This window comes from Tropicibacter alexandrii (genome assembly GCF_003667315.2).
Lineage (GTDB): Bacteria > Pseudomonadota > Alphaproteobacteria > Rhodobacterales > Rhodobacteraceae > Tropicibacter > Tropicibacter alexandrii.
Map to the genome: position 1 here is coordinate 1 of NZ_RCTZ02000018.1, position 14,574 is coordinate 14,574.

12 protein-coding genes are annotated in these 14,574 nt (G+C 56.2%); 3 read left to right on the forward strand and 9 right to left on the reverse strand.

Translation table 11 applies throughout. The features are described from left to right. The 9 genes from D8Z78_RS24880 to D8Z78_RS18750 form a co-directional block, all read right to left on the reverse strand. Positions 1 to 210: hypothetical protein (locus D8Z78_RS24880; RefSeq protein ID WP_206169711.1), on the reverse strand; the 210-nt coding region annotated here is incomplete at its 3' end. Positions 211 to 381: 171 nt separating this feature from the next. Continuing rightward, entirely contained in the window at positions 382 to 780 is a 399-nt protein-coding gene (locus tag D8Z78_RS18720) for a helix-turn-helix domain-containing protein (RefSeq protein WP_121632119.1), read from the reverse strand. Between the two features lie 820 nt (positions 781 to 1,600). Then, positions 1,601 to 3,076, reverse strand: coding sequence for a class I SAM-dependent DNA methyltransferase (locus D8Z78_RS18725; protein ID WP_121632117.1), 1,476 nt, complete (start codon positions 3,074 to 3,076; stop codon positions 1,601 to 1,603). Positions 3,077 to 3,082: 6 nt separating this feature from the next. Further along, entirely contained in the window at positions 3,083 to 4,975 is a 1,893-nt protein-coding gene (locus D8Z78_RS18730; protein WP_121632116.1) for a DUF262 domain-containing protein, read from the reverse strand. Between the two features lie 4 nt (positions 4,976 to 4,979). Further along, positions 4,980 to 5,972, reverse strand: a complete 993-nt coding sequence (locus tag D8Z78_RS18735; RefSeq protein WP_121632114.1) for a DUF4917 family protein — start codon at positions 5,970 to 5,972, stop codon at positions 4,980 to 4,982. Continuing rightward, positions 5,962 to 6,099: a hypothetical protein gene (locus tag D8Z78_RS24715; RefSeq protein WP_164933009.1), complete on the reverse strand. Its 138-nt coding sequence runs from the start codon at positions 6,097 to 6,099 to the stop codon at positions 5,962 to 5,964. The genes D8Z78_RS18735 and D8Z78_RS24715 overlap by 11 nt, the downstream gene beginning before the upstream one ends. Beyond that, on the reverse strand, positions 6,096 to 6,947 hold the full coding sequence (locus tag D8Z78_RS18740; RefSeq protein WP_121632112.1) for a hypothetical protein: 852 nt from the start codon (positions 6,945 to 6,947) through the stop codon (positions 6,096 to 6,098). The genes D8Z78_RS24715 and D8Z78_RS18740 overlap by 4 nt, the downstream gene beginning before the upstream one ends. Next, positions 6,944 to 8,470 carry a restriction endonuclease subunit S gene (locus tag D8Z78_RS18745; protein ID WP_121632111.1) on the reverse strand — a complete coding sequence of 509 codons (1,527 nt, stop codon included), beginning with the start codon at positions 8,468 to 8,470 and terminating at the stop codon, positions 6,944 to 6,946. Before D8Z78_RS18745 ends, D8Z78_RS18740 begins: the two co-directional genes overlap by 4 nt. Then, positions 8,467 to 11,322, reverse strand: coding sequence for a type I restriction endonuclease subunit R (locus tag D8Z78_RS18750; RefSeq protein ID WP_206169712.1), 2,856 nt, complete (start codon positions 11,320 to 11,322; stop codon positions 8,467 to 8,469). The genes D8Z78_RS18745 and D8Z78_RS18750 overlap by 4 nt, the downstream gene beginning before the upstream one ends. A gap of 77 nt (positions 11,323 to 11,399) precedes the next feature. Here D8Z78_RS18750 and D8Z78_RS18755 point away from each other — a divergent pair, with 77 nt between their 5' ends. The 3 genes from D8Z78_RS18755 to D8Z78_RS18765 all read left to right on the forward strand — a co-directional run bounded on the left by D8Z78_RS18755 (position 11,400) and on the right by D8Z78_RS18765 (position 14,494). Further along, positions 11,400 to 11,723 carry a hypothetical protein gene (locus tag D8Z78_RS18755; RefSeq protein WP_121632108.1) on the forward strand — a complete coding sequence of 108 codons (324 nt, stop codon included), beginning with the start codon at positions 11,400 to 11,402 and terminating at the stop codon, positions 11,721 to 11,723. Positions 11,724 to 12,590: 867 nt separating this feature from the next. Continuing rightward, on the forward strand, positions 12,591 to 13,304 hold the full coding sequence (locus tag D8Z78_RS18760) for a hypothetical protein (RefSeq protein WP_121632106.1): 714 nt from the start codon (positions 12,591 to 12,593) through the stop codon (positions 13,302 to 13,304). Continuing rightward, on the forward strand, positions 13,301 to 14,494 hold the full coding sequence (locus D8Z78_RS18765; protein WP_121632104.1) for a hypothetical protein: 1,194 nt from the start codon (positions 13,301 to 13,303) through the stop codon (positions 14,492 to 14,494). The genes D8Z78_RS18760 and D8Z78_RS18765 overlap by 4 nt, the downstream gene beginning before the upstream one ends. The last annotated feature ends 80 nt before the right edge of the window (positions 14,495 to 14,574 follow it).

The window sequence follows — 14,574 nt, forward strand, 5'->3', positions numbered from 1 at the left end:
TGGAAAAGCCCCGTCGCTTTCGAGAGAAAAGTGGCCTAAACGAGCACCTGGGGCGGCACGAAAACGAGACAGGTCCATCAAAACCTGCGGTTGGGTTGTTTCCTCCCAAGATAGTGACTTGCGTGATACAGCGTCTAACTGGCTTGCATCACGCAAGGACATTCGCAAGCTAGGTTCCCCACCGACGGGGAACGGCTGCACACCGGTCATGCGACTCATCCCGCGTCCAGCAGGTCCGCCAGCGCTTTGATCCGGTCCAGTGGCAGCCTTGGGTCGCGGCCAGCGCTGATGATGCGGATGAACTCGATCCACGCCTTCTCGTTCGCGGTCAACTGCTCCCAAGCGCCTGCGGGGACTTGGGAATAGCAATGGCTCCGTCGCTCATTTGTTGAAGATCGCGCGCAGGGCGGTGCGGGTGCGTCCGGTCAGCCTTGGATCGCTGTTGTCCGAGGCGTCGCGCAGCTCCTCTAGCCAAGCCCGCTCGTTCGCGGTGACGGGTGTGCCAAAGATGTCGCCGATGGCCTGCGCCGAGGTCTTGCCGACCACCTGTTCCAGCGCAAGCCGCATCAGCCACGCCGGGTCACATTCCAGAGCACGGGCAAGCGAGGGGATGCGGTCGAGCGGGATCTTGGTTTTGCCCGCCTTCAGCAGCGACATCATGTTGGCATTAGCGAACCCGGCCTCGGCGGCGATCTCGGCCTGGGTCTTGCGGTGTGACAGGGCAGTGATGCGGTCGCGCAGGTAAACGGCAGCGGCGGTCTGTTCAAAGGGGTGTTTCATTCGGTCTGGTATCTCATTGGTTGCGATACCGAGACCGTAACGACTGCGCGTGACGAATGCGGCTGGGACTTTCAGCAACCACCACGTCTGCGCTAAAGACCGAAGTCCTAGGAAAACGCGCGGTGTGTGATGGGGATGCAGCCGGGGCCCACGACATGCGGGCGGTCGAACCCTCCGGGTTCGGCTGGCCCAGTGATCGACGGAGAGGCCGATTTTAGAGTCGCTAGCGAACTTGTTGGTTTTGCAGTGGTCTGCCCGAGTTTTGCGCGAAAGACTCGCTGGCGGCCCAGAAATCAGCCTCTGCGTGCGACTTGGGCGCAGAGTCCCATGAACTAAATCTTTCCGCTGAGCTGCGCAGTTGAACGGTCTGCGCACATTTGATTCGAGACGCCTTCCGTCGAGCAAAACTGCGCAATCTGCTATGCCATGACACGCTTTCGTTGTTGATCCTGCGTGCTGGGTCCAAGTATGCGTCTGTCACCCATTAGGTGCCTGAGTCATGCGCCGGACAAGTGTTCCGGTTGCCGCAACACGGCGGGACGCAAACCACTGATATGTAAGGAAAAACTAAATTGGCTGGGGTGGTAGGATCCCCACCCCACTGTGTCCCTTCGGCCAAGACATTGATTCCAAATAAAATCAATCGTCCGCACCTCATCATGTTGCACACTTGTGACGCACATGGCGTCATCAGTCAAGGAGGTGGCTCGCAGCCGCTTGACGTCGTGAGCCGGAAACTGTGGGCGATGCCGAACATCCCCCACCGACGGTCAATGGACTTTAACCAATCACTGATGCGACCGTACAACTCAAGGCTGCATCAGCCAGCCTGACGCACCGCAGCGAAGTTGCTCATGGCGGCACCCAAGTTTTCGAGGATCTCTTCCAAAAGGACATCAGGCTCAGGCAGACTGTCGAGATCCGTCATGGAACTGTCCTTGAGCCAAAAAACATCCAGGCTAGCCTTATCCCGCGACAGAAGCTCCTCACGCGAAAATGCCCGCCATCGACCGTCAGGCTTGTCCTCGGTCCATGTGGCGCTTCGCTCGTACCGGTCGGAGGGATTGTAGCAGGCAATGAAATCCTCAAGATGGGCATAGGTCATCGGCTTCTGCTTGAGTGTGTGATGCACGTTAGTCCGGTAGTCGTAAAACCATACCATGGAAGTCTGTGGTTCTTTGCTGGCCGGCCTGTTGTCGAAGAAGATGACGTTCGCCTTCACACCCTGTGCATAGAAAATGCCTGTCGGAAGCCTGAGGATCGTATGCAGGTCGGTGTTCTGAAGAAGCTTGCGGCGTATCGTTTCGCCCGCGCCGCCTTCAAACAGCACGTTGTCAGGGACCACTACTGCAGCACGGCCGGTGGTCTTCAGCATCGTTCTGATGTGCTGGACGAAATTCAGCTGCTTGTTCGATGTCGTCGCCCAGAAGTCTTGACGGTTATACGTCAAGTCCTCGGTCTCTTGCAGCCCTTCGGCATTCGTGAAGGTCATCGAGCTCTTCTTGCCGAACGGGGGGTTCGCCAAGACCAAGTCGACTGTGTCTGACGGTGATGAGATCAACGCATCGGCTGGCGACACGCTCGGCTCTCCAGACATCTCCCCGATGCCATGCAGGAACATGTTCATCAGGCATAGGCGCCGCGTGCCTGCGACGATCTCATTCCCATGAAATGTGCCGTTCTTCAGGAATTCTTTCTGTTCACGGTCGAGCGCATAGTTATCGGGATCCGTCAGATAATCATGGGCCGCCAGGAAAAAGCCTCCGGTTCCGCAAGCCGGGTCGGCAATGGTCTTGCCAGGTTCGGGCCGAACGCACTCCACCATCGCTTGGATCAACGAACGCGGGGTGAAATACTGCCCCGCACCGGACTTGGTATCCTCGGCGTTGCGCTCCAGCAGGCCCTCGTAGATGTCGCCTTTCACATCAGCGCCCAACATGATCCATATGGTGCCATCCACCATGTCGATCAACCTAAAGAGCTTAGCCGGATCGGTAATTTTGTTCTGCGCCTTGGTGAAAATCTGTCCCAGCATTCCCTTCTGCTGGCCTAGTTCGCGAAGGACCTTGACGTAATGTGCCTCGAGATCTGCTCCGCGCAGAGCTGTAAGGCTACCCCAGTTGTAGGTTTCCGGTACGCCGACGTCGCGCTCATATGGCGGCCTTGAATACTCATCAGCCATTTTAAGGAAGATTAGGTACGTTAGCTGCTCGAGGTAGTCGCCATACCCAACTCCGTCATCACGGAGCGTCGTGCAGAAGGACCAGACTTTGGATACAATTGGGGCTGTGTTCATGGATGATTACTCCAGGTCGATCCAGATTTGAGACGCCAAAGCAGCAAGACGTTCTCCACGCTGGCGGATTTCCGTCTCTGTCCAGCGGTCGATTTTGGCAAACCACTTGTTCAGAAATAGCCCGGTGTGTTCTTCGAACTTTTCCTTCTTCACTGCGAAGCCAGAATTTCCAGAAGAGATGTTCAGTCCGCCGGTGAGCAAGGTCAGGTTTCCGAGGGAATGAACGAGGGTGCGGCGGGCCAAGGCATCCGGTTCATCCGAATAGACGTTATGGCTCTGCCCATCCGGGAAAGGCCATTCATCGGTCCAAGTCTGTGGCAGGATGTGCTCGACCCAAAGGCCGTTGGGCTTCGTGGCGCTCTCTGCCAGATGCGACCGGCTCGCCGTTTCCAGTTCCCAAAGGATGTCGACCAAGCGAGTTCGAGGCGCGATGCTGTAGGCGTTTCCATCCAAGATGCCGCGCCGGAATTCATCATTGCGCGGGAAGCGGGTGCTGTCGCCGGACCTCTGGTCAAAGTATCCTCGAAAGGCTGCCACCGAGGGTCCTTCGTGCAAGAATACGTCAGCAATGGACTGGAAAACCTTGTTCAGGTTCTTCGTGGTCAGCCCGCACATGGTCCGCCGCGCCAAGAATGAATAGATCAACTGGGCAAGGTGCATCTTCTCAGGTGCAGGCAAATCCGATCCGCCGATCTGCATGGCGACCGGGAAGACGGTCGTCACCTGCCATTCTGCCAGCTTCCGCCCAAGCCAATAGAGCGCCGGGTCTTCCTCGGCTCTTCCTTCCAAGGTTTCATAGAGGGGCGCATACTGCTCCAGCAGTTTCAGTTCGTGCTCTACATCGTCGAACCGAGGCCTGCCCTTCGGCACCGCAAAGGCCCGGTATTCGGCATAGAGTTCCCGCACCGAGATTTTTTTGCCCGTTTCGGCGGTCAACACGTGCGCAAGGAAATGGTCCAGACGCGGGCGACGTGGGCGCGCATTGGGAGCAGGCTCGCGCCACCACATGTCGTCCAGAGGATCCCACAGCTTGGCGTACAAGTCCTCTACGGGCGCGTCCTGTTTTTCGGCTCGATGGAAAATGTTATTTCTCACAAGGTCCATCGCAAGCAGCGGTTCACCCTTCGAGTTCAGCGTCTCAAAGATCACCTGTGCATCGTCGTTCTCACCGAGCGTGATAACCACCAGCTTCAGCCGATCAAGGACGGCACTGAGCAGGGCCTCAAGGCGTTCTTCCAACACCTCAAGCTCGACTTCGTCCTCACCGCCGGTCTTGCTCTCGCCTTCCAGATCGAGTTCGCTATCTTCCTCCGGGCCGTGGAAGGCAAACTCCTCAATCCAGGTGCAGAACAGGTGGTAAGCACGGAAAGCCGGAAAGCTGGTATTCTTGGGCACGCGCTGACCATAGAACAGGCTGCGGTGCTTATGCGTTACTTCCTCGTAGGACATCTCGATTATGTCGTGAAAGATGTCCCGGTCCGACGGTGTCGGTGTCAGCTTGAAACGTGTCAGGGGGTCCTTGTCTTTGTTCTTCGGCTCGTTGAATAGATATCCGTTGATGTGCCCCATGAGGTCTTCAAGGTCGTGGTCCCGCGCCACTTCGCGAAGGGCCGCCAGGAAGATTTGGAAGGTGGTCAGGCGCTGCTGGCCATCAACCACTTGCACACGAGGCGTGCGGGCGATCTGAGAACCTTCCTCGACCGGAGACAGGATCAACGCGCCCATATAGTGTTCGAACTTGCTCTCACCGTCCAACACCTCGGCGGCCTTGGCCGACACGTCGTCCCAGAACGGCTCTAGCCGCTTGTCGCCCCACTGATACTTCCGCTGATAGAGCGGAACCATGAAGCGGCGGGCTTCCTTCAAAACAACTTCTACGGGGTGATCGTCTGCGTCCAAGGTATTATTCCTCCGGTGGGCCGTCCCAAACACGGGCGGTTTCGGCGTCGAAAAATTTGTAGGAGACTTTGCTGCCTTCCAATTTGCTGAAACGAGACAATTTGGCGTCGGCTTCGCGGATATTGGCTGGATCGGGCCTATAGATGCCGAACCATACGCATTCGATATTCTCGTTTCCGAAAATTGCATGGTAGATGTGCGCGTCGTTGTTGTCCGCACGGTGCCCGAACACAAAAATATGTCCCGTTTGCTCGCGCAACTTTCCGAAGCAATGACGCAAATACGGGCTGGCGAAAATCTTCCTCGCCTTTGCTACTGAGCTGCCTTCTGCGACATAAAGGGGAAGGCGCTTTTCCCCAACAATCTTCCGGGAAATCGTGGCGATCATACCTTCGTCGGTATGCTGAGCCTTGAAGACTTCATCCTGACGATTTTGGAAGAGATGCAGCCCGCCGTGCAGGTTGAAGATGTCGCAATAAGAGCGCTGGTTGAAAGGGCCTCGAAAACGACCATTTTCGATCTCCTGCCCCAGTCCAAAGCCATCGTTCAAACGCTTGCTATGCAGGTTTACCCAATACAGAAGCAGGTCATAGTTCAGTGTAAAGATTGTCCCGAAGTGGCCGATGAATGCATCTGCGCTTGCATATTTGAACGTAAGTTCATCGCGGTGGGTGGGATGAGTGGCGTTGACTGCCTTTACGAGGGCCTCTCGAACCGCTTGGGCGTCATGCTCAAGTTCATCCGCGTGATCTTGGTTGCCATAGGCCTGCTCCACAACAATTGCGTCGTCCAAGGCGCGAATAACGGCCTCAAAGTCCACGGTATCCAAGGCATCAAAAAGCCTCTTGATCGGGCTGCCCTCTGCAAGGCCAGCGGCTTCAAGAAGGTTGTGGTAGCTGAAATAATCAATGGAAAAGCCATTGCCGATGAGGAGGCCCCTATTCCTGCCCTCGGTTGCTTCAATCGCATCTTGAAAACTGACGAGTTCATCGGGCATCGGTTTTTTCCCGTAGTTTCGCCGCGGGAGCCTCTGCGAGAATGGCTCGGATGTGCTCCAGCAGAGGTAACGCCCTGAGTTGGCCACCCTTACCTGCCTGCATCAGGAACAGTTCTACGTCGCTCATCTGCCCAGCTCTTTCTCCAGGCGCATCAGCATCCACCGAGCAGTTACCACGACCAATTGCAGGCGGAACATCGCGTCATACTGTGTCGAGATACCTGGGTGTGCGCCATCCGGGTGTAGCAACTTTGCCAACCCTGGGAGAAACGTCTGCTTGTTCCCGTCGCCAAACTCGTGCTTTTCTCGTGATAGGAAACCTTTGTCGGCAAGCAGTTGCCGCTTGGCCAATCCGCTGGCCCGCGTTGCCGCCTCTGATGGGTGGAGACGATCTGCGATGGCGTTAGTGAGGGCTTCCAGGAATGTTCGGCACTGACTGTTCGCGGCCTCCCAATCCGCTTGAGTGATGTTCTCCTTTGCGCTCTGCAAATGCCGTTTGGCGACCGAGAAATCATTCCGATCAAGAAGGACGTCAACCTCGCTGGCACTTTCGGGGAGGGCGACGAAATTTGGCAGTGCTAATGTAAACCCGGTGATCGTCTCTTCTTTACTGAACATGCCTTGGCTTACGTTTTTGAGCAGAGCGAAGCCATCAAGGTTCAGGTAGCGCTCCAGTTTGCCCCACTGCTCGTGATCGGCATTGCTTCCGTCCAACCGGATTGCCAAGTCGAGCAGAAGTTCCGCAAGCGTTTTGTTGCCGTAATCAGTTTGAACCCCGAAGCTCGGGGTCTGCACCGCGAAACGCTGGAGGTTGAGCATGGTCTTGGCAATAGACCCGCCGCTGCCCACATGACCAGAGAGCCCGTATTCCAGCAATAGGCTTTCAAGTTCAGCGTTGGTCTTGATCACTCTTTCGAGGATGGCACATGCGGAAACAACCGCTCCTCGACCAATCACCGGTGTGTGGGGGCTCATGCGCGTTTCCTTTGCCGTTTTGGCTTGGTGGCCTTCTCGGCCTTGATGCGGGCGAGGAGGGTGGCGGCGGGTTCGTCCTTGGGGTCCTGGGGGACGAGTTTGCCGGAGAAGGCCTGTTTCAGGATGGACTGGCGCAGGGCTTCGGCACGGGTGAGGCCTGCGTCGATCTCGGCCTCCAGCGCATCGGCGGCAGAGAGGCGCTCGTCGAGGATGCGGGTGATCTCGGCTTGTTCTTCGGGGGAGCAGATCGGGACAGGCAGAGCCTTGAGAACCGTCTTGTTGATAGATGCAAGGTTCGTGGTCTGTTTGCCCCCCGTTTCGAAGTAGCCGCGGCCGTAGCTGTTGCCCCATTGGGAGATGTAGATCGACCAGTCTTTGTCTGTTCGGAATGGAGTTCCTCGGAACACATGGTTCTGGGTGATGCAAAGATCGACCTGCATTTCCCATATCCAGCCACGTCCGAGTTTGTCGCGGTCGCCACCTTCGTTGAAAAGGATATCCCACTCGCGCAACTGCAATCCCGCCAATTGAGATCGCTCAATTGGCATGGCTTTGATTTCATCCAGTTCAAGGAAGCCACGCTGAACGTTGGCAACGCGCAAATAGGGAATCTCGACTGGGTCTTCGTGCTTTCGCGACTTACTGACGGACATGCCCGAACCGATGTAGGCAATGTCGTTCAAACGCACGAAGAGCCACTCCGGAGGTAGGTCGGGAAGAACTGAAAGCTCTTCCTCGGCCAGTGCCGCGCCGGACTTGTAGGCTTCGGGCTTGCGGGGTTTCGGACCTTTTTCGCCTCGGTCTTCCCATTGGGCAACGTCATCTTGCCAGCGTTGGAACTCGGCCTTGTGCCATGTGTCTCGTTCAACTTCGAGGCGGGCCAGAAGGGTTTCGGGGGTTTCCAGCTTGTCAGCGTTGCGGGCGCGCCAGTCGGCGGTCAGGTGGCCTTCGAAGGCGGATTTGAGCAAGGATTGGCGGTAGAGGCCAAGGGTCGCCTTGGCCTTCTTCAGGTTCTCCACCCCATGGTCGATCTCGTCGAACATCGCCTCGATCCGCTCCACGATCCGGCGTTGTTCGTTTACAGGAGGGATTGGCAATTCAACATGGGCTATTTCATGTCGGGCAAAACCATTCTGCGCTGATCGTGAAATCATCTTCAACGGTGTCTGAAGGACCTCTGTCTTCAAGAGCCAAAAAATGTACCGGCTATTAAATAAATCGCGCGAGAAGATAGTTTTGGCGAGAGCCACGTTATATGCGCCCTCCATTCCGGTAAGAATACGACCTAGCGAGGCGCCATAACGAGCGATTAGAACGTCATCTTTCGCGCAAAACTTCGTCACCATGTTCTTCGGTACGAAGGTTGGAACGGGCTTCTCTCCGTAGTCTCTGATTTGCAGAAGGCGAACATAGCCTTCCTCCGGTTCGTACTTGAAATTACTTTTAGGTGGTTGGCTGCCGCCCTGTACGTCCATGACGTCGCCAAGTGGGGAAATCATCCACCCCTTCGGTATTTCCGTCATGCCGACAGCGCCTCATTCATCTCGGTCATGACGTCCTCCATCTGATCCCCAAAGAGGTGATACATCTGCCCCATCCCGCCCTTGCCGTCAAAGGGGGCCAGTTCCAGATCGTCGCGTTCGATGGTGAAAGAGCTGATCAGGTGATCGCGGATCATGTGCAGCCATTCCATCTGGGCATCAGAGAACTTGGTCCCCGCGCCCGAGTGCCGCTGCATGATCCAATTCTGAAAGTTGCGGCGCACGCGGTCAGAGTTGCGGGTCAGCCGGTCATCCAGCCCCGTTACCCGCCGGATCAGCGCCACCAGCGCCGTCAGATCGCCGTTCGGCGTCTCGCCCTTGTACTCATCCAGATGCGCATAGGCGCGCCAGACGTTGAGCGGCGCGAGGCGGGGGCGATCCTCGGTCAGTTTCTTCAGCACCTGCTTGATCATCGACAGGGTGACCTCGGCCCGGCGGGCGGGCGTGTCGAAGTAGATGGTCAGCGCTTCGATCTCGTCGCGGTGGTCGTTCAGGTACTCCTCGAACTCCTGTGCTATGGCCTTGGCGTTCTCATCCGCGTCGCCCGCCCATGCGGCGGTGATCACCTCGTCGATGGTGTCATGGTCGATGGTCTGTTCGGTGTCGCGGCGGATGGTGTCCAGCGTGTTGATCAGCGTGCCGGTGAAGACATTGGCGGCCTGCTTGATGCGGTTCTCGCGGGCGGCGTTCATGGCGGCATCGTCAGGCTCGGGGTGGCCAGCGGCGATGGCGTCGGCCTCGACCTTGTCCGGGTCGATGGCATCGAAGAGGTCGCGGATGACGGCGGACAGGGGTTTGCCCGCCAGGTCGGTGACCTTCTCCTGATCCTCGGGGTTCAGCTTGTGATCCAGCCGCGCCAGACGCCCTGCGAGGGAGCTGACGGTTTCCTCGGTCCGGTCGCCCATCATCAGGTTCATGGCGAGATCCTTGAAGGGGATCGAGGGTTTGCTGTCGAGCGGCTGGCTGGCGGTCTTGACCGATTTGGTGACGCCGACTGCATCGACGATGACGTAATGGGTTTTCGCCTCGGCTGAGGGGGAGACCTTTTTCAGGTCATCGGGTTTGACGACGCGGGTGCCGCGGCCCTTCATCTGCTCGAAGTAGTTCTTCGATTTTACATCACGCATGAAGAGCAGGCATTCGAGGGGTTTCACATCGGTGCCGGTGGCGATCATGTCCACGGTGACTGCGATCCGCGGGTAGTATTCGTTGCGGAAGGACGTGAGCGAGGATTTCGGGTTCTTCGCGCCGTTGGTGATCTTGCGGCAGAACTCGTTGCCCTCGCCGAATTCCTCGCGGACGGTCTGGATGATGTCATCTGCGTGGCTGTCGGTCTTGGCGAAGATCAAGGTTTTCGGGAGTTCCTTGCGGCCGGGGAAGATGTCCGGCCACTGATCGTGGAAGGTGCGGATGACGGTGCGGATCTGGTCCGGCGCCACGACTGAACGGTCGAGCTGGGTGGCGGCATAGGCCTCATCGACATCCTGCGTTTCCCAACGCTTTGCACGGGTCGCCCGTTCACGTTTCTCGACCAGCTGTTCGGCCTGCACCTTGCCCCCACCCTTGGTGACCTTGGTCTCGATGATGTAGACTTCGTTGCCGACGTTGACCTTGTCGGCAACAGCCTTTTCATGGGTGTATTCGCTGACGACGTTCTTCTTGAAGAAGCCGAAGGTACGGTTGTCCGGCGTAGCGGTCAGGCCGACGAGGAAGGCATCCCAGTATTCGATGACCTGGCGCCAGAGGTTGTAGATCGAACGATGGCATTCATCGATCACCACGACATCGAAGGTCTCGGGCGGGAGCTTCGGGTTATAGACGACGGGCTTCGGCGTTTTCGGTCGGAATTTCTGTTCGGCGGGGTTCTCATCCTCGAGGCTTTCATCGAGGTCCTCGCCTTTCAGCGTGGCATACATCCGCTGGATGGTTGAGATGACGACCTGCGTGTCACCAGCCATCGAAGGCGAGGTCAGGCGCTGAACGTTGTAGAGCTCAGTGAACTTGCGGTTGTCGTCGTTCGGGACGTAGGCCATGAATTCCTGCTCGGCCTGTTCACCCAGGTTCCGCGTGTCGACCAGGAACAGGATGCGGCGCGCGCCGGAGTGTTTAAGCAGGCGATAGACCTGGGTGATAGCGGTGAAGGTCTTTCCCGAGCCGGTCGCCATCTGGACGAGGGCCCGCGGCTTCCCGGCTTGAAGAGAGGTTTCGAGGTTCGTGATTGCAGTGATCTGGCAATCTCGGAGGCCGTCGGTATTGAGGTCAGGGAGCTTGCTCAACCCGGTCCTGAATGAGAACGGAGCATTCGACCACGACTTCAGGGTTTCCGGCCTGTGGAAAGTGAAGACTTCGCGAGACCGCGGTGACGGATCCCGGCCATCGGTGAACCGTGTGATCGTGCCGGTGCTTTCATACACGAAGGGCAATGGCTCCGCATTGCTGACCCACTTCAACTGTGCGTTCGCATATCCGGAGGACTGCTCCTCGACGGTCGTCAGCTTCTCCCCCCAAGCCTCAGGCTTTGCCTCGACCACACCGAGGGCCTGTCGATCAACGAACAGGACGTAGTCAGCAGGACCAATGTCTGTCTGATATTCCCTGACCGCCACGCCAAGTCCAGCGTTGAAGTCCATTTCGGCTTTATCTTGAACGACCCAGCCAGCAGCGACGAGCAATTGGTCAATTCTATCGCGGGCGATCTGTTCGGGGTTCTGATTGACAGCAGGGGACATAAAGCACCTTGATGAAATGCTTCCTGAGAATGAAGTAACGATCGAATATACGCAAGTGCTTGCACCAGAGTCGCATCCGGCGCTGGCGTGTGCCGCAAAGATCAAAAAACTTCCGCATGGGGGTTTGCATGCTTCAATTTTTGCGCCTACCTGGCTTTGAGATGAACGAAAGGAACATCTCAATGACCAATGAACAGACGCGTAATGAGCAGTTTCGCGCAGCTATCGAAGAAATCACCGCCGTAGTCCGGAAGCACCCGGGCACCGGGGGCGGGCAGGTGCTTATGAAGATCTTGATCTCCTTGGCATTCCGGGTTCAGGTGCCGATTGATTTGGGAGCGGTATCCTATCACTTTGGCAGCCGCGGGGAGTCGGCAACGCGCAATGCAACGCTCGTCGCGATCAGTAATCGTGCGATGTGCAACTGGCCCGATGACATCCTGCCGGATGACGAGATCCGCGGATGGATCAGCCACTGGAAGATCCCCTACGACGATATGTGGTAACTTGCTGTGCCGAGAGAACACAAGTGCAGTTCTCTCGGCCCTGCCGATGAAGGGTGCCCTTGCTGCTTTGCGAATACTGTCGCCCAAGATTGTCACCTTAAACGATACAAAAACACCTGCGCCCACCGCGATGCGGTTGCGACATCGTTTTAAAAGTATTCTTAGGTGATTATCGCAACGCAAACACCTTGAATTCTTCAAATTTCTTTACTTTTTCAAAATTCCACTCAAATGGTCCATGCCCTTTTTCTAAGTGTGGGTGAATGCGGCTCCAGCCGCAGAGGGGTCTCCCCTCCTGGACTGCAGTCCAGGGCCGAGCGTTGCGAAGGCATAAAAACTGGGCCCAGACGGGCCGGTGACGGGTTCTGTGACATCCTAGCGCAGCGGATGTCACGGGTTCTGTCATGGTCCGCTTTCACCCTTTTGATTAACAAGGGTAAAACATAAGGCACCTCCTCTTCGAAAAGGGTTAAACCCCAACAACCGAAATGGCCTACTTTGCATAGAGTGTGATCCCGCAATCCAGAAGCACCACACCTACACAATGGGCTTCTCCTCCCTGAACACTTGCTACCATCTCTACCCAAAGGGTTTAACCTCTCCGCGTACTGACGGATGCGATCCGCTGAATTCAGATAATATCTGTGCAACCCCCTTCCCGATGGGCACAAAAGGAATCACCCTTGGGAAAAATTAATTCTGAAAATAAAATTTCACACTCAAAATAATAACCCTCCGGGTTACACCACCCCCTTTATTTCAGACTCTCCTTCGAGAACATTGAATTTTATCCCACTCTTTCGTGCAACCACGTAATCTGACTTGGCGAAACTTTGAACCGAAAAATACCACGAAAAGAGAACACACATGAATGAGGAAACCCAGTACGACATTTCGTCGATAGCGCCCACCGCAAGCCTCGAAACTCTTTTGATCTGCGCCGAAGCCGCTGCTGAAGGGCTCAACCAGACCGTTTCCGATGCGCTCTACGAGGGCATGCACGAGTACTTCATGGTCTGCATGTCGCCATCGGGCGTCGACATTGAGCAGAAGGCGGATCCGAGAGAACACCGGAGTCGAACAATCGCCCGCCTCGTCTACGCAGGTCTGTCCAAAGCAAAGGCCGAAAGTTTGTACCGTCGGACACTAGGGTTGTTCGCTGAGAAAATGCACCTGTGGATCGACAAACTTGAAGGCGTATCAGAGCCTTTCATCGACTCTCTGACATTTACGCCACGCGCGGTTCATCACTCCCCAAAGTCTACCGTCGATTTCCTGGAAGCTTTCGTCGCACCAATCAATGGCGAACGAGATGGTTTCCACTGGAAGGTCATGGATGGCGGGAACAAACATTACCTACAACGGGTGAACGTCTATCGGAATGACCTGTTTTACTACGCCGTATTTTTTGACTTGAAGACCGAAACCGAGCATCAAAACTCCATATTCGTGGATTGCAGTGGCGGTTTCGCACAGCAAACCTGGGAGCATTTCCGGGATCACGTTGAAGACTCGACATCGCCATCTCGAGGGTTGATAGCGCGTTGGACGTTCAATCAAGGGGCGGATTTAATATTATGACGAACTCTCTTCAGGCGCACCGCCTCTCCTGGTTCGAAGGTCCAAAGCCGAAATACAAATCCATCAACTTCGACAATCCTACCGCCGGGCGCACTGCATATTTCGGATATGTTCCACGAGCGGAAAAGAAGAAGGCCAAGGGCGCCGATCCCGCAAAAGCTGAAAAAAGGCAGGGCGCAAAGTCCGGAACGTTCACGATCCGCATTTATGACAAGGGAATCGAAGTTCGAGACAGCTTTGGTCGCGCAGCACTAGCCCATCTTGATGATGAACAAATCCAGGACTACGCGCGCATTGAGTGTTCGGCAGCCCCCGGCACTGCGGAAGAAAAGCGTGCAATGGCGCGCAATCTCGCGAAGTCTAATGCTGCTGCCTGGGGCTTTCGTGCTTTCAGTCAGCAGTTTTTCGAAATTCTGTGCCAAGAAACCGTGGAACGCATCGAGAAGGGTATCGATCCGATCAAGTCGCCCGACGAACGCTTGAAGGCGCACTTTGAAAGGTTCCACCGATTCTACTGCGAACATTTCGATGGAGAAAGCGTCATGAAGCTGCTCCATGCTTTGGTCGAGCATTGCGGGGTAAGGATGGATGTGTTTGCGCCCGGCGCTCAAGCGCCGCAGCATGACGATCCCCGGTCAGCAGATTACCTCGCCATGATAAACTATGCTGACCACGAGGCCTACGACGGCGCTGAGTATCGCAAGGTCCAAGAATGGCGCGAACGCGAAGCACAGGCTGCGGCCAACCTGCAACTTGTCGCGATGCCCCAGGCATCGACAACTTGGCAGGAGCGCGCTCGAAAAGAAAATGACCGGGCCATCGATGAAGCGCTTCATGAACATTTCATCGCGGAACAGTTTGATCAAGATTTGCGCGACAAGAAGCTGCGTTTCGAGCAAAGCGTCGAGGCAGGTGAAATGGCCTACGTCGAGGCGGCTGCCGCAGATCTGGAGGCCTTGACCGGAAAGCGCTTGAACGTATTCGGTCACATCCTGGAGCGATCGTTGTCTGCGACTGCGCACGAACTCGACCATCTTCGCGCCTGTTGCGAAAAACTCTGCCCAGACCGCGAAGCTGCACTACTCCTGAATCGCGAAGAAGGCGCACTAGCTCTTTTGTGGCTTTGCGAAGACGAGGAACTTTTCGATAAGCTCACAAGGAAGAATGGCAAAGAGCCTGTGGATGCTTGAACGCCGGCAGTCGTTCCCAAAGAACGACTTTTCTGCCAACGCATGTCAACTCACTTGCCAAAAGTTGATCGTTTAATAAT